General features: G+C 72.8%; 18 protein-coding genes. 10 read left to right on the top strand and 8 right to left on the bottom strand.

Annotation, left to right across the window (positions count from 1 at the left end; translation table 11 throughout):
• Positions 1 to 55: 55 nt before the first annotated feature.
• Positions 56 to 1,036, bottom strand: coding sequence for a winged helix-turn-helix transcriptional regulator (locus M8C13_RS08295; protein WP_252479905.1), 981 nt, complete (start codon positions 1,034 to 1,036; stop codon positions 56 to 58).
• A 256-nt stretch (positions 1,037 to 1,292) separates the two neighbouring features.
• Here M8C13_RS08295 and M8C13_RS08290 point away from each other — a divergent pair, with 256 nt between their 5' ends.
• From M8C13_RS08290 to M8C13_RS08270, 5 genes are all read left to right on the top strand, one after another.
• A complete protein-coding gene (locus M8C13_RS08290; protein WP_252479904.1) occupies positions 1,293 to 2,501 on the top strand; it encodes a serine hydrolase in 1,209 nt (402 codons plus the stop codon).
• Between the two features lie 33 nt (positions 2,502 to 2,534).
• On the top strand, positions 2,535 to 3,335 hold the full coding sequence (locus M8C13_RS08285; protein WP_252479903.1) for a MerR family transcriptional regulator: 801 nt from the start codon (positions 2,535 to 2,537) through the stop codon (positions 3,333 to 3,335).
• A 35-nt stretch (positions 3,336 to 3,370) separates the two neighbouring features.
• Positions 3,371 to 4,384: an MBL fold metallo-hydrolase gene (locus M8C13_RS08280; RefSeq protein WP_252479902.1), complete on the top strand. Its 1,014-nt coding sequence runs from the start codon at positions 3,371 to 3,373 to the stop codon at positions 4,382 to 4,384.
• Positions 4,385 to 4,442: 58 nt separating this feature from the next.
• On the top strand, positions 4,443 to 5,828 hold the full coding sequence (locus M8C13_RS08275; RefSeq protein ID WP_252479901.1) for a serine/threonine-protein kinase: 1,386 nt from the start codon (positions 4,443 to 4,445) through the stop codon (positions 5,826 to 5,828).
• Positions 5,829 to 5,939: 111 nt separating this feature from the next.
• Positions 5,940 to 7,184: an amidohydrolase family protein gene (locus M8C13_RS08270; protein ID WP_252479900.1), complete on the top strand. Its 1,245-nt coding sequence runs from the start codon at positions 5,940 to 5,942 to the stop codon at positions 7,182 to 7,184.
• On the opposite strand, the gene M8C13_RS08265 is transcribed toward M8C13_RS08270, so the two are convergent.
• The 4 genes from M8C13_RS08265 to M8C13_RS08250 form a co-directional block, all read right to left on the bottom strand.
• Positions 7,129 to 8,175 (bottom strand): asparaginase, encoded by a 1,047-nt coding sequence (locus M8C13_RS08265; protein ID WP_305883932.1) that lies wholly within the window; start codon positions 8,173 to 8,175, stop codon positions 7,129 to 7,131. The genes M8C13_RS08270 and M8C13_RS08265 overlap by 56 nt on opposite strands.
• A gap of 118 nt (positions 8,176 to 8,293) precedes the next feature.
• Positions 8,294 to 9,040, bottom strand: coding sequence for an SDR family NAD(P)-dependent oxidoreductase (locus M8C13_RS08260; RefSeq protein ID WP_252479898.1), 747 nt, complete (start codon positions 9,038 to 9,040; stop codon positions 8,294 to 8,296).
• A 44-nt stretch (positions 9,041 to 9,084) separates the two neighbouring features.
• On the bottom strand, positions 9,085 to 9,915 hold the full coding sequence (locus M8C13_RS08255; RefSeq protein WP_252479897.1) for a helix-turn-helix transcriptional regulator: 831 nt from the start codon (positions 9,913 to 9,915) through the stop codon (positions 9,085 to 9,087).
• Between the two features lie 10 nt (positions 9,916 to 9,925).
• Positions 9,926 to 10,900: a GlxA family transcriptional regulator gene (locus M8C13_RS08250; protein ID WP_252479896.1), complete on the bottom strand. Its 975-nt coding sequence runs from the start codon at positions 10,898 to 10,900 to the stop codon at positions 9,926 to 9,928.
• A gap of 135 nt (positions 10,901 to 11,035) precedes the next feature.
• Here M8C13_RS08250 and M8C13_RS08245 point away from each other — a divergent pair, with 135 nt between their 5' ends.
• Together M8C13_RS08245 and M8C13_RS08240 are read left to right on the top strand one after the other, a co-directional pair.
• Positions 11,036 to 12,031, top strand: coding sequence for a LacI family DNA-binding transcriptional regulator (locus M8C13_RS08245; RefSeq protein ID WP_252479895.1), 996 nt, complete (start codon positions 11,036 to 11,038; stop codon positions 12,029 to 12,031).
• A 34-nt stretch (positions 12,032 to 12,065) separates the two neighbouring features.
• The gene (locus tag M8C13_RS08240) at positions 12,066 to 13,580 is read left to right on the top strand and encodes a carboxylesterase/lipase family protein (protein ID WP_252479894.1); all 1,515 of its coding nucleotides are present in this window, start codon (positions 12,066 to 12,068) and stop codon (positions 13,578 to 13,580) included.
• Between the two features lie 78 nt (positions 13,581 to 13,658).
• Here M8C13_RS08240 and M8C13_RS08235 read toward each other — a convergent pair whose 3' ends face one another.
• Entirely contained in the window at positions 13,659 to 14,312 is a 654-nt protein-coding gene (locus M8C13_RS08235; protein WP_252479954.1) for a DUF4360 domain-containing protein, read from the bottom strand.
• Positions 14,313 to 14,579: 267 nt separating this feature from the next.
• Complete coding sequence (locus M8C13_RS08230) at positions 14,580 to 14,765, bottom strand: hypothetical protein (RefSeq protein ID WP_252479893.1); 186 nt, start codon at positions 14,763 to 14,765, stop codon at positions 14,580 to 14,582.
• 75 nt (positions 14,766 to 14,840) lie between these two features.
• On the opposite strand from M8C13_RS08230, the gene M8C13_RS08225 reads away from it, so the two are divergent.
• From M8C13_RS08225 to M8C13_RS08215, 3 genes are read left to right on the top strand one after another with little or no spacing between them, the layout of a single operon-like run.
• Complete coding sequence (locus M8C13_RS08225; RefSeq protein ID WP_252479892.1) at positions 14,841 to 15,257, top strand: thioesterase family protein; 417 nt, start codon at positions 14,841 to 14,843, stop codon at positions 15,255 to 15,257.
• 39 nt (positions 15,258 to 15,296) lie between these two features.
• The gene (locus M8C13_RS08220; RefSeq protein ID WP_252479891.1) at positions 15,297 to 16,433 is read left to right on the top strand and encodes a zinc-dependent alcohol dehydrogenase family protein; all 1,137 of its coding nucleotides are present in this window, start codon (positions 15,297 to 15,299) and stop codon (positions 16,431 to 16,433) included.
• Positions 16,433 to 17,662 (top strand): cytochrome P450, encoded by a 1,230-nt coding sequence (locus tag M8C13_RS08215; RefSeq protein WP_252479890.1) that lies wholly within the window; start codon positions 16,433 to 16,435, stop codon positions 17,660 to 17,662. Before M8C13_RS08220 ends, M8C13_RS08215 begins: the two co-directional genes overlap by 1 nt.
• Here the strand turns inward: M8C13_RS08215 and M8C13_RS08210 are convergent.
• On the bottom strand, positions 17,651 to 18,238 hold the full coding sequence (locus M8C13_RS08210) for a hypothetical protein (RefSeq protein ID WP_252479889.1): 588 nt from the start codon (positions 18,236 to 18,238) through the stop codon (positions 17,651 to 17,653). The two genes, M8C13_RS08215 and M8C13_RS08210, sit on opposite strands and share 12 nt — an antisense overlap.
• Positions 18,239 to 18,261 lie beyond the last annotated feature (23 nt).

Here is an 18,261-nt window from a genome sequence, read left to right as displayed (position 1 = left end):
ACGACGACAGGGGTGCAACGGCGACAGGGGTGCAACGGCACAGTGCTGGCAACAGCTACTCGCGCGCGGTCGCCGGGTGGTCCAGTTGCCTGGCCAGCCGCAGCCAGGCTTCGGCGGTCTGCCTGGCCAGTTCGGCCACCACCGGCGCGCAGTGCGCGGGCACGCTGCCCGCGATGCTCGTCGGGTCGACGGCCTGGGCGTCCAGCCAGCGCAACAGGTTCCGCCCCGACTCGGTGAAGCGCAACGCCGGATCCTGCCGCAGGTTCTGCCGGATCCCCGCGGTGCGCGGCTGCCGGAACAGCCGCTGCCCAGCCCCCGCTGCGCCCAGCCCGGCTCCTGCTCCGCCCGGCCCAGCCCCCGCTGCGCCCGGCCCGGCTCCTGCTTTGCGCCGTCCGGTTTCCGTTTCCCCCTGCGCGGCCGGGCGTTCGCGCGGCGCGGGCACCGGGTCCTCGCCGCGCCGCAGCCGGTTGCGCACGTCCAGCACCGTCGACGGCGAGATGCCCACCGCCTTGGCCACCGCGCGCAGCGAGATCTCCGGGTTCTCCATCAGCAACCGACCCGCCGCCAGCCGGCCCCGCACCGCGCTCACCGGCCGGGCCCGCCCGTCCTGGCCGATCCTGACCTCCGACCGGGGAGCCGCCGCCGACCGCCGCCGGACCTTGCCGATGGTCTTGCCGGACACCCCCACGACCGCCCCGATGGCCCGGTCCGACCAGCTCGGGTACCAGGCGATGATCCGGGTGGCCGCGGCGATCCGGTCAGCCGTCGAGAGCGACCGGCCGTGCTCGAGGTTGAGCCGCACCGCGAGCACGAAGGACTCACGCTCGTCACCCTCGAAGAACCGCACCGCGATCGTCTCGTCCCCGCGCCGCCGCGCCGCCAGCAGCCGGTGGACCCCGTCCACCACCCGCATGGTCGCCCGGCGCACCACGATGGGCGGCAACGGTTCCGCCGACTCCGCGAGCAGCCGCACGCGCGCGAAGTCCGTGCCGTCCCGCCGCAGGGCCGCCCCGGCGTGCAGGGCGTGCGGCGGCACCGGCACCACCGCCGAAAGTGCTTGGTGGTAAAGCAAACCGACCCCCAGTGTCGTCTTGCGTCGATCAAGGACCTTACGGAGCGGGCCTGGACAGATCCTGTTGCGATCCTGGCGGCCACCTGGCGGCGGGCTTTCGGCCTTTGCGCAGCTCATCGATAGTTCAGGTGATACATGTATGGCCCGAAATTCGAGCTGCGACCGGAACTTGCGCGCCAGGGGTTGACCCCGCCCCTGGGTCAAGCTGAATCCTGGCCGCATGGCAAACAAGATCACTTCCAGCACGCGGCTGGCGCTGGCCGTCGCGCTGCTGGCCGGGGCGGCCACGCCCGCGATGGCCGCGGACAGCCCGGCCGCGACGGGACCGGATCGCCCGGAGTTGCGCAAGGCCATCCAGGAAGTCGTGGCCTACGGCTTCGCCGGGGTGCAGCTGCGCGTGCAGGACCAGCACGGCACCTGGACCGGCAGCGCCGGGGTGCGCAAGCTGGGCGAGACCGCGAAGCCCAGGACGGATGGGCGGTTCCGGATCGGCAGCAACACCAAGACCTTCGTGGCGACCCTGGTGCTGCAACTGGTGGACGCGGGCACGATCGAGCTGGACCGCCCAGCCGCGGACTACCTCCCGGAGCTCGGGCTGGACCGGCAGATCACGGTGCGGATGCTGTTGCAGCAGACCACCGGGTTGCTGGACTTCACCGGCGATTTCGACGCCGACGGCAAGTACGTGCAGGGAATTCCCTGGCAGGGCAAGGAATGGGTGGCCAACCGGTTCCGCACCTATCCGCCGGGGGAGCTGGCGCGGCTGGCCCTGTCCCAGCGCCTGAAGTTCGTGCCGGGGACGGCGTGGAGCTACTCCAACACCAACTACCTGCTGGCCGCGCTGCTGGTCGAGAAGGTCACCGGCCACTCCTACGGGGAGGAGATGCGCGCGCGGCTCCTGGCACCGCTCGGACTCACGGGCACCGAGGTGCCGGGCGCCCGCATCGGGATCTCCGGGCCGCACGCCCACGGCTACTACCGCTACCAGGACGCCGAGCAGCGGTGGCAGGTGGTCGACGTGACCCGCCAGAACCCCTCCTGGATCCACGCCGGCGGCGAGATGATCTCCACCACCGAGGATCTGCGCAAGTTCTTCACCGCGTTGCAGCGCGGCGAGATCCTCTCCGCCCCGCTGCTGGCCGAGATGCGCAAGCCACACCCGGAGAGCCCTGGCTACGGCCTCGGCTTGTTCGTGCAGGACGGCAAGTCCGGGTCGCCGTTCCCGCCGCCGCGGTGCGCGGTCACGGTGTTCACCCACAACGGCGGCGTCAAGGGCTACGGGGCGCTGATGTACAGCACACCCGACGGCAAGACGGTGCTGACCGCCTCGGTGACCTCAGGGAACGCCGCGATCGACGAGGCACAGGCCTTCCGCAAGGCCCAGCAGCGGCTTGTCGACGAGGTGTTCTGCGGCGGGCGGACGGGTTGACCTTGACCTGAGGTCAGGCCGCACACTCGCGGCATGACACCCCCGACTTCGGCCGCCGCCCGCGGCGTCACGATCGGCCAGGCGGCGGCCTTCGCCGGAGTCACCGTGAAGACCGTGCGGCACTACCACCAGCACGGGCTGCTCGCCGAACCACGCCGGGACAGCTCCGGCTACCGGCGGTACGGCTCGGCCGACCTGCTGCGGCTGGTCCAGGTCAGGACCCTGGCCGCGGCCGGTGTGCCGCTGGCCGAGGTCGCTCCGCTGCTGGCGGCCGACGCCGAGGACTTCGCCACCGCGCTCACCGAGGTCGAGCGGCAGCTCACCGACCGGATCGCCGACCTGATCGCCCGGCGCGACATGCTGCGCCAACTCGCCGACGGTGACCGGGTCCTGCTGCCCGGCCGCGCGCTGGCCGTCCTGGACCGCTTCGCCGCGCTCGGCTTCGGCGCCGGCTACGTGGCCGACCAACGAGAAGCCATGGTGCTGGCCAGGGTCCTGGCGCCGGAGTTCCTGGACGCCTTCCTGACCCAGCTCGAACACCGGCTCGACGACCCCGGGTACGTCGAGCTGGCCAGGCGGGGCTGGCAGGCCCGGTCCTGGGATCCGGACGATCCGCGGGTCGAGGAGCTGGCCTCGGCCATGGCCGACAACCTGCTGGCCAACCGCGAACTGCTGGCGCTGCCGACCGGGTTCCAGGCCCGATCCGACGCCGCCACCCGGTACGGGCTGATCAACCACCACCGGGAAGAGGACCACGGACCGACCTCGACCCGGCTGACCGCGCTGGTCGAGGCGAAGCTCCGCGCGGCCGGTCTCGACATCCCGCACCAATGAGTACTTCCGCGCCACCGGCCTGAGAAGATCGGCCGGTGAGCGCTGCGGAGATCCCCTACACCACCGGTCTGCACGAGCTCGCCCCCGGCGTGCACGCCTGGCTGGCCCCCGACGGCAGCTGGGGCCTGAGCAACGCGGGCCTGGTCAGCGGCGACGGCGAGTCACTGCTCATCGACACCCTCTACGACCTCAACCTGACCCGCACCATGCTGGCCGCGATGGCCCCGATCACCGCGGCGCACCCGATCACGCACGCGCTCAACACCCACGCCAACGGCGACCACTGCTACGGCAACGAATGCCTCGACCCGTCGGTGACCATCCACGCCGTCACCGAGACCGCGCACGAGATGGAGCACGAGGCCCCGCCGGAGGTGATGGCCGCGCTGCTGTCCCCGCCCGCGGCCGAGGCGCTGGGGCCGGTGCTGGCCGGGTGGCTGCGGCGGGCGTTCGGGGCCTACGAGTTCACCGACATCACCCAGCGGACGCCGGATGAGACCTTCGACGAGCAACGGACGCTGACCATCGGCGGGCGGCTGGTCGAGCTGCGCAACCTCGGCCCGGCGCACACCGGCGGGGACGCGGTGGCCTGGGTGCCGGACGCGGGCGTGCTGTTCACCGGGGACCTGCTGTTCATCGGTGGCGCGCCGATCATGTGGGAGGGCCCGGTGGACAACTGGCTGCGGGCCTGTGACGAGATGATCGCGCTCTCACCGGAGCTGATCGTGCCCGGTCACGGCCCGGTGACCGACTGCGACGGGGTCCGCGCGGTGCAGGGTTACTGGCGGCATCTCCGGGAGCAGGCGCGTCAGTGGCACGCCAAGGGGCTGTCCTGGATGGAGGCGGCGCTGGCGGTGGACCTGGGGGAGTACGCGGAGCTGGGGGAGTCCGAGCGGGTCGCGCCGAACATGTACCAGCTGTACCGCGAGCTGGATCCGGACTTGTCCACTGTGGAACCGCTCGGGATGCTGGCCGCGATGGCCCAGTGGGACGCGGCACGGGGCAGCAGAGGATCCAACGCCACTCCGCCAGACGGCGCGAACGGATAGGGTTTGCGGACGGAAGACGCCGTGCCCGGTGTGGGCGGCGCCTGGTTGTGGAATTGGGATGGACATGACGCCGACCACCGCGGGCAACCCGCGACCCGATCTGCTGGGCGGGCGATACCGCCTCGGTGAGCTGATCGGACGAGGCGGCATGGGCGCGGTCTGGGCCGCCAACGACGAGGTGCTGCACCGCGACGTGGCGATCAAGGAGGTGCTCGCGCCGAACTGGGCCAGCGAGGAGGAACAGGCCTCGCTGTGCGAGCGCACCCAGCGGGAGGCGCGCGCCGCGGCCCGGATCAGCCACCCCAACGTGGTCACCGTCTTCGACGTGGTCACCGAGGACGGCCGTCCGTGGATCGTGATGGAGAAGGTCGAGGCCAGGGCGCTGTCCAAGGTCATCGACGAGGACGGCGCGCTGTCCCCGCGCCGGGCCGCCATGGTCGGCGAGCAGATCCTGGGCGCGCTGCGGGCCGCGCACGAGCACGGCATCCTGCACCGCGACGTCAAACCCGGCAACGTGCTGGTCTGCCCGGACGACCGGGCCGTGCTCACCGACTTCGGCATCGCCTCGGTGGACGGCGACTCCTCGCTTACCGTCTCCGGCGTGCTGGTCGGCGCCCCCGGCTACATCGCCCCGGAACGCGCCCGCGGCCTGCCCTTCGGCCCGGCCTCCGACCTGTGGGCGCTGGCCGCCACCCTGTACGCCGCGGTGGAGGGCAAGGCCCCGTTCGACCGCACCGGCGTGCTGCCCACGCTGACCGCGGTGCTCACCGAGGAACCCGACCCGATGGTCCTGGCCGGGCCGCTGGCCCCGGTGCTGGAGGCCATGCTGCGCAAGGAACCCGGCGACCGGCTCAGCGCCCAGGAGTTCGAGGACTCGCTGCGGCTGATCGCGCAGAGCCCGGACGCCGAGGTGGACGCCACCGTCGCGGTGGTCACCGCCAAGGTCAGCCGCGCCGACCCGACCCGCACCGAGATCCCCCGGCTGCTGCCGGTCGCGGCGGCCGGAATCCCGTGGTGGCAACGCAAACGCGGCCGGGCGGCCCTGGTCGCCGGCGGCGTGCTGCTGGCAGGCGGCGCGGTCGCGGCCGCGCTGCTGCTGATCCCGCCGCCCAGCGACACCCCCACCAGTCCGACCAACCCGGCAGGCGAGGTGCCGGTGAACGCGCCGCAGGACACCACCAGCTCCACCAGCCGGACCACCAACCCGCGCCAGCCCGTCGGGTCCAGCCAGGTGACCAGCAGTCCCAGCGCGACCACCGGCGAGTCCACCAGCACCGCGCCGAGCTCCAGCGCGCCGCCGTCGAGCAGCGCCCCGCCCAGCAGCGCGCCGCCGAGCAGCTCCAAGACCACGACCACCACCACGACGACCACCACCACGACCAACCCGCCGGTGACCAACGCGACCTCCGCGCCGCCCGGTGGCGGGGGTGGTGGGGGAGCCTGAGACGGCGCCGGGTTATCCTTCGGAGGGGTGACAGCATCCAGAAAGTCGCCTGAACTGGCCGGACCCGTCGCAAGCGGGTCCGTTCTCATTTCCGGGGCCAACCTCGTCGACGTGGCCACCGGCACGGTCGAGACCAGCCAAGACGTGCTGGTCCTCGGCGACCGGATCACCGAGGTCGGCCGGCTCGACCCACCGCCGGGCGCCACCGTCCTCGACGGACGCGGCCGCTACCTCATCCCCGGCCTGTGGGACATGCACACCCACGGCTTCGACGCCGATTACCTGCCCGGCTTCCTGACCAACGGCGTCACCGGCGTCCGGCAGATGGGCGGCGCCCCGGTGCACGCCGAGTGGCGGCAGCGGCTGCGCACCGGTGAGCTGTTCGGCCCCCGGATGGTCTTCGGCAGCCGCATCATCGACGGCCCGCGCCCCAGCCGGCCGGGTTCGATCGCGGTCAGCACCCCGGAGCAGGCCCGCGCCGCGGTGGCCGAATGCGCGGAGGCCGACTTCCTCAAGGTGTACTCCCAGCTGCCCCGCGCGGCCTACTTCGCGCTGCTGGCCGAGGCGGAGCGGGCGGGTCTCGACGTCGCCGGGCACGTGCCCTTCGAGGTCTCCGCGCGGGAAGCCGCCGCCCAGCGCAGCATCGAACACCTGGACGGCCTGCTGGTCGCCACCTCCCGCGAGCGCGACGAGCTGTCCTTCGCCGGTCTGGACCCGGCCGACCCACAGGCCATGTTCGAGCGCCTCAACGACCTCACCCACCGCGCTGCGGCCACCCCGGACCCGGCGCGACTGGACGGGTTGCTGGCGGTCTTCCTGGCCAACGGCACCTGGCACGTGCCCACCCTGGCCGTGCACCAGGCCAAGGCGACCATGGGCACCGACCGGTTCTCCCTGGCCGGTTACCTGCCGCGGATCGAGCCGATGCTGCGCCAGGGCTGGTCCCAGGCCGCCACCTGGCCAACCGACCAGCCGAAGGAGCAGCGGCTGTTCGACCGCTACCGCGAGTTCACCGCCGCCCTGCACCGTGCGGGCGTCCCGCTGCTGGCCGGCAGCGACACCTTCGTCCCCGGTTTCAGCCTGCACGACGAGCTGGCCCTGCTGACCACCGCCGGACTCAGCCCAGCCGACGCGCTGCGCACCGCCACCGTCAACCCGGCCCGCTTCCTGGGCGTCGAGGACCGCTTCGGTGCGATCGCCCCAGGCAGGGTCGCCGACCTGGTGCTGCTGGCAGGTGATCCGCTGACCGACATCGCCAACACCCGCCGAATCGCCGCGGTGGTGTTCGGCGGAACCGTGCTCAGCTCGCCAGCAGCTCCGGCAGCCGCTCAGGCGCTCCCGCCAGCAGCGCGCTGACCACCGCGATCCGGGCCTGGGCCGCGCGCAGGGTGCCGGTGAGCACCGCGCCGGCCCTGGTCAGCTCGGTGGCCGAGGTGTAGATCGGCAGCACCGGACCCGCCGCGGTCCGCGAGGTCACCGCGACCAGCACCCCAGCCGCGGTGGCCTCCCGGACCGCCTCGACCACTTCCGCGTTCACATTGCCCGACCCCGCCCCGACCAGCACGATCCCCCGCGCCCCCGCCGCCAGCGAGGCCCGCAGCAACACCGCGTCCCCATCGGTGTGATGAGTCAGGACATCCACCCTGGGCGACCGCCCTGAAACCGGCGCGGGCAACGGCGCGGGCCGGTGCCTGGGCGCGTCAAGCAGCACCTCACCCCCGACGATGTGCCCAACCGGGGCAGCGCTGGGATCGCGATAGGCATCCGGCTCCAGCGTGTGGTGCTTGACCGTGCCCCGCGCGGAGTGGATCTTGCCGCCAAACGCGATCAACACCCCGTGCCCCCGGGCCTGCCGAGCCACGGCGAAGGCGTCCGCGAGGTTGCCCGGCGCGTCCGAACCCGGGTCGCCGAGCGGCCGCTGCGAACCGGTGAAGACCACCGGCCGGGGGTCGTCGTGGTGCAGGTCGAGCAGGAAGGCGGTCTCCTCCATGGTGTCCGTGCCGTGCGTGACCACGATCCCGACGACCTGCGGATCGGCCAGCGTGGCCCGGACCTGGTGGAGCAGGTCGAGCTGCTGGGCCAGGGTCAGCGCGGAGCTGTCCACGGTGCACAGGTCCACCACGTCAACCGGCACCGGCGCCGCCCCGGTCAACACACCCAGCCCCGCCCCACCGGGCGCCGCCACACCCAGCCCAGCCGCCTCCGCCCCGGCCCCGCGACCCAGCCCAGCCCCGCCCGCCATCGCCGCGGCCAGCACCTCCCGCCCCGCCAACCCCGCCGCGAGCCCCGCCTCGGTCGGCATGCTGGAAATGGTGCCCCCGGTCGCGATCACCACAAGCCTGCCCATCGCCCACCTCCCGAAACGAACGATCGCGCGAACGTTCGCCCAAGCACAACAGATCAACACCCGCAGGTCAATGCCCGCCGGTCAGCACCCGCCAGTCAATGCCGCGCCCGCGGACGGCTCAGCGGACCGGGGCGTAGGTGAGGCCGCCGTCGACGATCAGGTCAGTGCCCGCGACGTAACCCGCCGCGTCCGAGGCGAGGAAGGCCACCGCGTCCGCGACCTGCTCGGGCAAGCCCAGCTCGCCCAGCGGCACCTCGCGGCGGCAGGCCTCCCGGGCCGCCGCGTCCGGGATGGCCTCGGTCATCATGTCGGTGCGGATGTAGCCGGGGCTGACCGAGTTGACCCTGATCCCGCGCGGAGCCAGCTCGACGGTGAGGGTCCGGGTCAGGTTGGTCACCGCGGCCTTGGTCGCCGCGTACACCGAGGCCCCGGCCAGGCCCCGGTACTGGGTCCAGGAGGCGTTCAGCACGATCGAGCCGCCCCGCTCCAGCAGTGGCAGCGCCTTGGTGACGGTGAAGAACAGGCCCTTGAGGTTGATCCCCACCAGCCGGTCGAACTCGGCCTCGGTCAGCTCGGCCGCCGGCTTGAACACCGCCGTACCGGCGTTGGCGAAGACCACGTCCAGCCGCCCCAGCTCGCCGTCGATCCGGCGGTACAGCTCGTCCAGCTCGGCCGTCTTGGCCACGTCGGCGGGCACGGTCAGCACCCGCTCGCCCAGCTCCTCGGCGACCGTGGTCAGCAGTTCGGCGCGGCGGCCGGTGAGCACCACGGTGGCGCCCTCGGCGTGCAGCAGCCGGGCGGTGGCCAGGCCCATCCCGCTCGCCCCGCCGGTGATCAGGGCGACCTTGTTCGTGAATCGGTTCATGGCGCTGATCCTGCGGCCGCCGGTCAAGATCAACCAGTGTCGCTTTATCCGGGTGTCGACAGCACCTGGCTGAGGCGGTCCGCGGTGGGCGTGCCGGGGGTCGGCAGGTGCAGCAGCAGCCGGTTGCCGGGCTGGTCGGGCACGGTGAGCACGGTGTAGTCGAAGCTCAGCTCGCCGACCTCGGGATGGACCAGCTGTTTGGTGCCGCTGCTGCGTTCCCGCACCTCGTGCCGCGCCCACAGCCCGGCGAACTCCGGGGACACGCTGGAGAGGTCCGCGGCAAGTTCGGCGAAGTGCTCGTCCCCGGGGTAGCGGGCGGACTGGGCGCGGAAGTTGGCCACCATGTCCGCGGCCACGGTGTGCCAGTCCGCCCAGCGGAACCGGCAGTCGGCCTGGGTGAAGAAGGTGACCAGGCAGTTGTGCGCGTGGCCCAGGTCGTAACCGAAGACCCGCCGCGCCGCGGTGTTGAGCGCCAGGAAGTTCCAGTGCCGGTCCATCAGGTAGGCCGGGTTCGGCAGCCAGCCGTCCAGCAGTCGCTGCTGTTCCGGGTCCACCGCGACCGCGCCGGTGGCCTCCGGCGGGTTCAGCCCGGCCAGCCGGTACAGGTGCGCGCGCTCCGGCTCGGCCAGCCGCAAGGCCCTGGCCACCGCGTCCAGCACCTCGCCGGAGACGGTGATGTCCCGGCCCTGCTCCAGCCAGGTGTACCAGCTGATCCCGACCCCGGCGAGCACCGCGACCTCCTCCCGCCGCAACCCTGGCGTGCGGCGGCGCGCGGTCTCCGGCAGGCCGACCTGGGCCGGGGTGAGCCGGGCGCGGCGGCTGCGCAGGAAGTCCCGCAGCTCGGCCCGCCGGTCCCGGAGCGTGGTGCCGTCCATGCCGGTGAGCCTAGGGCGTGTGTCCGCCCGCGCCGAAGGTGCGGCGGTAGGCCGAGGGCGTGGTGCGCAGGGCCCGGCGGAAGTGCTGGCGCAGCAGCGCGCCGGTGGCGAAGCCGGTGCGTTCGGCGATGCGGTCGACGGTCAGGTCGGTGGTCTCCAGCAGCCCGCGGGCGGTGGCCAGGCGCTGCTGGTTGAGCCAGCGCAGCGGGGTCAGCCCGACCTGCCGGGTGAACTGCCTGCCGAAGGTGCGCGGGCTCATCGCCGCGCGCTGGGCGAGCTGCCGCAGGGTCAGCGGCTCGTGCAGCCTGGTCATCGCCCACTCCAGCACCGGGGCCAGGCCCGCGGGTGCCGAGGGGGTCGCCGGGGCCGGGATGTACTGGGTCTGGTCGCCCTCCCGGTGCGGGGCGACGACCATGCGCCGCCCGACCTCGGCGGCGACGGCCGCGCCGAAGTCCTGCCGCACGATGTGCAGGCACAGGTCGATCCCGGCCGCGGTGCCGCCACTGGTGAGGATGTCGCCGTCGTCGAGGTAGAGCGCGGTCTCGTCCACCCCGACCTCCGGGTGCGCCCGCCGCAGCGCGTCGGCGTGCAGCCAGTGGGTGGTCACCGTGCGGCCGGTCAGCAGTCCCGCCTCGGCCAGCACGAACGCGCCCGAGCACACCGCGGCGATCCGCGCCCCCCGGCGGTGCGCCCGACGCAGCGCGTCCAGCAACTGCGGCGACGCCTGGGAGGACATGCCGGCGGCCACCACCACGAGGTCGGCGGACTCCAGCGCGGTGAGCTCCTCGGTGGCCTCCACCAGCAGCCCCTCCGGCGTGCGCCGGGACCCGGCCCGGTCCTGGCACAGGGCCAGGTCGTACCAGCGCGGGGTCAGGTCCAGCCGGTCGCAGCCGAACACCTCGCACGGCACGGCCAGCTCGAACAACGGGACGCCACCCAGCAGCGGCACCACCACACGCACACGCTCCCCCGCGGTGACCGGCATGGCGTGAATGTATCGAGAGTCGCGGTGCGAGCACGCTGATCGCACGAGGTCCGGCCGCACCCTCGCCTGATCGGCCTGAGCCTGGCGCGGACGCCGCGGACCACTAGGCTGTTCGGGGCGGGCTAGGAGGTGCGTGTGGCGCGGGCGACCCTGCGGGCAGTGGCCGAGGCCACCGGTCTGCACATCTCCACCGTGGCGCGGGTGCTCAACGGCACCGCCCAGGTCACCGCGGACACCGAGGCCAGGGTGCGGGCCGCGGCCGAGCGGCTCGGCTACATCCGCAACGAGTACGCCGCCAGCCTGCGCACCCAGCGCACCCGCATCCTCGGCGTGCTGGTGCCCACCCTCACCGACTACGTGCTGGCCGCGATCTACGAGGGCATCCAGGAAGCCGCGCTGGAGGCCGGTTACCGGACCTTCGTGACCAACACGCACGACTCGGCCGAGCAGCACGAGTCCGCGCTGGCCGCGCTGCTGTCCTCCCGGGTGGACGGGCTGATCGTGGGCGACGCGCGGCTGGACGGGGCCGGGCTGGACCGGCTGGTGCGCGACGACTCGCCGTTCGTGCTGGTCAGCCGCCGCTGCGCGGAGCACCCCTCGGTGACCTGCGATGACCAGGCCGGTGGCGGGCTGGCCGCGCGGCACCTGCTGGCGCGCGGGCACACCGCGATCGCGGTGCTGGCCGGCCAGCCCTACGCGAGCACCTGCGCCGACCGCACCACCGGTTTCCGCCGCGCCTGCGCCGAGGCCGGGCACCCGGTGCCCGCGGAGCTGGTGGCGCACAGCGGGTACGACTCGGCTGGCGGCTACGCGGCGATGGACCGGGTGCTGCGCGCCGGGCTGCCGGTGACCGCGGCCTTCGCGGTCAACGACGAGGCCGCCATCGGCGCGATGGGCGCGCTGCGCGACCACGGCCGCCGCATCGGCGAGGACTTCGCGCTGGTCGGCTTCAACGACATCCCGATGGTCTCCGCGCTGACCGTGCCGCTGACCACCGTGCGCTCGCCGATGCGGGAGATGGGCCGCACCGCGGTGGCCCGGCTGCTGGACCGGCTCGACGGCCGCGCGGCCGAGCCGGTCCGGCTGACCCCCGAGCTGGTGGTGCGCGACTCCAGCCCGGCCCCGTCCTGATCCGCCCTGTCGAACCACCGGCGAGGGGAACCCTGTGAGCACTGACCGCACCGTCGTCGACACCGCCGCGGGCACCGTCCGCGGGCTGGACCTCGACGGCGTGCTGGCCTGGCGTGGCCTGCCCTACGCCGAACCGCCGCTGGGCGAGCTGCGGCACCGCCCGCCGCAGCCGGTGCGGCCGTGGACCGGGGTGCGCGGCGCCCGCCGGTTCGCCGCCCGCGCCATGCAGCCGGTGCTGCCCGCGATGCCCGCCCCGGTGCCGGTGCCCACCCCGGCCGCGATGGACGAGCCCAGCCGGATCAGCGAGAACTGCCTGTACCTCAACGTGTGCGCGCCGGTGGCGCCCGGCCCGCACCCGGTGCTGGTGTGGGTGCACGGCGGGGGGTACGTGGTCGGCGCGGGGCCCGAGCACGTCGGCGACGGCGACACCTTCGCCCGCCGGGACAACCTGGTCGTGGTCACCCTGAACTACCGGCTGGGCGCCTTCGGCTTCCTCAACCTCGGCGAGACCCACCCGCACGCGGCCAACGGCGGGCTGCTGGACCAGATCGCCGCGCTGCGCTGGGTGCGGGACAACATCGCCTCCTTCGGCGGCGACCCGGCCCGGGTCACCATCGCGGGCAACTCCGCGGGCGCGAAGAGCGTGGCCAACCTGATGGCCGCGCCCGCCGCGGCCGGGCTCTTCCACGGGGTGATCTCGCAGAGCGGCGGCGGGGACCACGTGGCCGCCGAGGAGGTCAGCGCCGCGCTGGCGGCCCGGCTGCTGGCGCTGCTGGACGTGCGGCCGAACCGGCTCAGCCAGGTGCCTGCCGCCGAGCTGCTGGCCGCGCAGACCGAGCTGAGCCCGTTCGGGCGCGGCATGTGGGTGTGGCGGCCGACCGTGGACGGCGCGGTGCTGCCCGAGGTGCCGGTGCGCAGGGTGGCCGACGGGTCCGCGGCCGGGGTGCCGCTGCTGGCCGGCAGCAACCTGGAGGAGTCCGCGCTGTACCTGGCCATGGACCCGTGGGCGGGGGACCGGGCGCCGCGGGTGCTGGCCGCCGCCTTCGGCGAGACCGGCGCGCAGGAGGTGCTCTCGGCCTATCGGGCCAACCGGCCGGCCGCGAGCACCAGGGAGGTCAACGCGGCGGTGATGACCGACGAGCGCTACGGGGTGCCCACGGTGCGCCTGCTGGACGCGCAGAGCAGGCACGCGCCGGCGTGGCGCTACCGCTTCGACGCGGCCGCGCCCTGGCTCTCGCCGATGCTGGCGGCCGGGCACGGCACCGAGCTGCCGTACGTGTGGGCGCACGGCGCGGACCGGCGGGGCAGCCCGCTCAGCGCCGATCCGGTGGCCGCCGAGCTGTCCGCGGAGATGCACCGGCGCTGGGCCGCCTTCGCGCGCACCGGGTCGCCGCAACTGCCGGATCAGCCGGAATGGCCCCGCTACACCGAGACCGAGCGGGAAACCTGGATCTTCGGCACCGAGCGCCGGGCGGTGGCCGACCCCGGCGCGGCCGAGCGGAAGGTGTGGGACGGGCGCACCTGGGCCTCGGGCACCTGGTTCGAATAGCGGGTATACGCGCGCTGGCGCACGGCGACTTGAGTTGTCGCCGTGCGCTGTGCAGGGTGCAGCGCGGTCAGTCCCGGGTCACCAAGGCCACGTCCACTTCGGGCACTTCTGCCAGGCGAAGTGATATGTGGTGTTGATGGCCCCATCGGTGGAGTCCATCGCCATGAAGCTGGTCGTGGTCGCGGGATTGGAGGTGCCCTTGTCCACGCGCAGCTCGGTATTGATGTTGAAGTTGCGCTTTTCGCCACAGGGGGCGTAGACCAGGGAGGCCACATCGACCTTGTCGGTGGCCTGCCAGTTGTCGTCGAACGGCCCGTTGTAGTTGTGGTTGATAAAGGCCGTCGGTGACATTCCCTGGAAGTAGTAGTTGGCACGCTCGATGCCCTTGGCGCCCGCGGCGAGGTTGGCGTACCCGCGGTAGTCCGCCTGCGCGATCGCGTAGGTGAACCCGGACGGCACGTTGACCCGCATGTTGAGCTGGCAGTTCTTCCGCATGTCGGTCGGCTTGGCGCCGACGCCGACCTGCGCCAGGTACTCGCTGTAGGTGACGGTGAACGCAGTGTTGTCCTGGGAGACGGCCACCGCGGCCGTGCCGAGCGGGCAGCCCGAGCCGTTCACCGTGAGCAGATCGATGGTGATTTTCGCGGTGGGCGGAGGCACGGACTCGTCGGCAAATGCCGCAGGGGTAAACGACGTTAATAACGCAAATGTCGCGCCGACAGCGGCCATCATACGGAACATAGGGGTCCTTCCCAATGCTACGCTATATGTGGGAGAGCATCTGGGATAGGCTAGCGTAAATGTTTATGGGTATCGGCCGCTAAATGGCTGAACTCCATAGGTGGGATGTTCACCGGTTTTCGGTATAAATTTGGTAAACACTATGCATGTACACGGAAACGCATTTTCTGCGCGCAGCGGAGGATCAATGGATTACATCGGTGGCGGAGCCGTAACGGTAGCTCCGCCCACCCGACTTCGGCAAGGCTCTTTACTTGATCAGCTGGCGGTCTTGCGCTTGCCCAGCCCGGCGAGCAGGCAGGCCACGCCGATGACGCCGATCGCGTAGCGCGACCACATCGGCAGGTCGATCAGCGCGGTGAGGCCGAGATTGCCACCCCAGAGCACCGGCGCCAGCGCGCCGCCAAAGCCCTGGAAGATCAGCAGGGCACCCAGCACGATCATGACTTCCCCCAAGAGACGTTGTTCCAATGCGATCGCATGGTAACGATCGCCGGGAGCACAGGGCAAACTGACCCCATGCGGGACGGATACGTGCAGTGGCTGACCATCCCCACCCGGTGGGGCGACAACGACGTCTACGGCCACGTGAACAACGTCGTGTACTACGCCTTCATGGACACCGCGATCAACACCTACCTGATCGCCGAAGGCGGCCTGGACATCCACGGCGGACCCACCATCGGCCTGTGCGTGCAGTCCAGCTGCGAGTTCCGCGCGCCACTGGCCTTCCCGGACCCGGTGGAAGCCGGTCTGCGGGTGGCCCACCTCGGTCGCTCCAGCGTCCGCTACGAGATCGCCCTGTTCTCCGCCGGCGCGGACACCCCGGCCGCCGAGGGCACCTTCACCCACGTCTTCGTCGACCGCGCGACCCGCCGCCCCACCGAGATCACCACCCCGCTGCGCCCGGCCCTGGAGAAGCTCCTCCGCCCCTAGCTCGTTGCACTGGTAGAGAACGATCACCCAGGAGGTCGGATGAGTGGCGTGGAGCGGGTCCGGGCGGCGGTGCTGCGTGAGATCGGGGCCGAGGGACCCTATGCCGGGTCCCGGCCCCTGGACGTCGTCGAGCTGGCCCTGGACGGCCCCGGCCCCGGTGAGCTGTTGATCCGGGTCCGCGCCGCCGGGCTCTGCCACTCCGACCTCTCCGTGATCAACGGCTCCCGCCCCCGCCCGGTCCCGATGGTCCTCGGCCACGAGGCCGCCGGCGAGGTCGTCGAACTCGGCCCAGGGACCAGCGGCTTCACCCCCGGCGACCACGTCGTGCTCTCCTTCGTGCCCGCCTGCGGCCACTGCCCGCGCTGCTTCGGCGGCCGCCCGGCCCTGTGCGAGCCGGGCGCGGCCGCCAACCGGGCCGGCCACCTGCTCAGCGGAGCCAGGCGGTGGCGGGACGCGGCGGGGGAGCGGCCCTTCCACCACCTCGGCGTGTCCGCCTTCGCCGAGTACGCGGTGGTCTCGGCCCGCTCGGCGGTGCCGGTGCCCAGGGAGCTGCCGTGGGAGACCGCGGCGCTGTTCGGCTGCGCGGTGCTGACCGGCGCGGGCGCGGCGCTGAACTCCGCCCGGATCGAGCCGGGGGAGCGGGTGGCGGTCTTCGGGCTCGGCGGGGTCGGGCTGGCCGCGGTGCTCGGCGCGCTGGTCGCCGGGGCCGGGCAGCTGGTCGCGGTGGACCTGGTGGAGGACAAGCGGAAGCTGGCCACCGAGCTGGGCGCCACCGACTCGGTCGCCGGCGGCCCGGACGCGGTGGCTGCGGTGCGCGAGCTGACCAAGGGCGGCGCGGACAAGGTCATCGACACCACCGGCAGCGTGCGGGTGCTGGAACAGGCCTACGCGGCCACCCGCCCCGGCGGCACCACGGTCACCGTCGGCCTGCCGCACCCCGACCACAAGCTCACCCTGCCCGCGCTCAGCCTGGTCGCCGAGGAACGCACCCTGCGCGGCAGCTACCTCGGCTCCAGCGTGCCCGGCCGGGACATCCCGCGCTTCGTCGAGCTGCACGCCGCGGGCCGCCTGCCGGTGCACCGCCTGCTCAGCCACCGCCTCACCCTGGATGAGATCAACACCGGCTTCGACCGGCTGGCCAGTGGCGAGGCGGTCCGTCAGGTGGTGACCTTCTGATGTCCCGCCACGTGCTGGCCATGCTGCGCGACCCCTACCGCGAGCTGATGCGCCTGGACCGGGAGCACGGGCCGGTGATCCAGACCGGTTTCCCGCCGCTGCGCTTCACCTATCTGCTGGGGCCGGCGGCGAACCAGTTCGTCTTCGCCAACTCCGGGCTGTTCCGCTGGCGCGAGGCCTTCCAGGTCCTGCTGCCGGTCGGCGGGGAGACCGCGTTGATCGTCAGCGACGGCGAACCGCACCGGCGCAGGCGGCGGCTGGTCCAGCCCGCCTTCCACCACCGCCACATCCGGGCGCACGCCGAGCTGATGCGGGCCAACGCCGACGCCGAGCTGGACACCTGGCGGCCCGGCCAGGTGGTCGACGTCTACCAGGCCTTCCGCGCGGTGGTCCGCCGCAGCACCATCCAGGCCCTGTTCGGCCCGCGCCTGGCCGCCGACGAACCCGAGCTGGGCAGGCTGCTGCAGATCGGCCTGGACCTGGTGGAACGCCCGCCGCTGGTGCAGCAGCTGTCCCCGCTGGCCCGCCGCCGCGCGGCCAGGGCCAGGGCCGAGGTGGCCGACCGGGTGCGCGCGGAGATCGCCCGCCGGGACCGGGATCCCGAGGCCGGCGACGTGCTGGCCCTGCTGGTCGCGGCCCGCGACGAGGACGGCGCGGGCCTGTCCGAGACCGAGGTGGTGGACCAGGTGATCAGCCTGATCGCCGCCGGGTACGACACCACCAGCGCGGCCATGTCCTGGGTGATCTACGAACTGGTCCGGGACCCGGCGGCGCTGGCGCGGGCGAAGGAGTCCGCGCAGTACCGGGAGTGGGCGGTCAACGAGGCCCTGCGGCTGTACCCGCCCGCGGTGATCAGCGCCCGCAAACCGGTGCGCGGGTTCGACTACGCCGGGCACCGGATCCGCGCCGACGGCCTCGTCATCATCAGCCCCTACGTCACCCACCGGCTGCCGGAGCTGTTCCCCGACCCGCTGCGCTTCGACCCGGAGCGCTGGGACCCGGCGCGCCCCGGCTACCGCAAGCCGGGGCCGCACGAGTTCCTGCCCTTCAGCGGTGGCGCGCACCGGTGCATCGGCGCGAGCTTCGCCACCATGGAGCTGACCGTGCTGCTGGACCGGCTGCTCCAGCGGGCCGAGCTGGACCCGCCGACCGAGCCGGTCCGGCCCGTCACGCTGACCGCGATGCGCCCCAAGGGTGGCCTGTGGCTGCGGGTGCGGTCACTGGCCTGAGCCGCGCCACGGCTTGTGGCTGAAACCGAAGGTCAGCGCGAAGACGGCCGAGGTGGCGCCCTTCTCGCTCTTGCAGGCCTCCGCGAGGTGCGACTGGAGCTCGGTGCGGTTGGCCAGGTCGCCGCTGACGGTGTACCCGTCCAGCGCGCCGCCGGTGAGCTCGGCCTTCGCGGTCAGCTCGGTGCCCTTGACCGCCAGCTCGACCTTCACCTTGCTGGCCTCGGTCTCGCCGCCGTCGGCGCGCACCCAGGCCAGCTGCGCGGCGATCTCCGCCTTCAGCTCGCCGCAGGTGCCCTTGCCCTTGCCGGGTTCCGGCACGGTGATCACCGCGCCGGTGATCCGCTCCCCGGCCTTGACGTCCTTGCGCTTGTCCGTGCAGCTCGCGGTGGTGTCCTTGACGGTGATCTCGAACTCGGCTGCCTCGGCCATGGTGACGCCGGCGGACGTGCCGGCCACGGCCGCCGCGGTACAGGTGATGTCGGCGTCGGCCGGGTGCGCCAGGGCCGGTGTGCCCAGCAGCAGCAGCGAGCCGGTGATGAGGGGGATGGACAGACGGGAAAAAGAAGCATGACCCATGCCTTCGACCCTTGGGGGACCGC

It is taken from the genome of Crossiella sp. SN42 (assembly GCF_023897065.1).
GTDB lineage: Bacteria > Actinomycetota > Actinomycetes > Mycobacteriales > Pseudonocardiaceae > Crossiella.
Note: the sequence above shows the minus strand (reverse complement) of the source record. Positions and strands in the feature narration are given on the sequence as shown.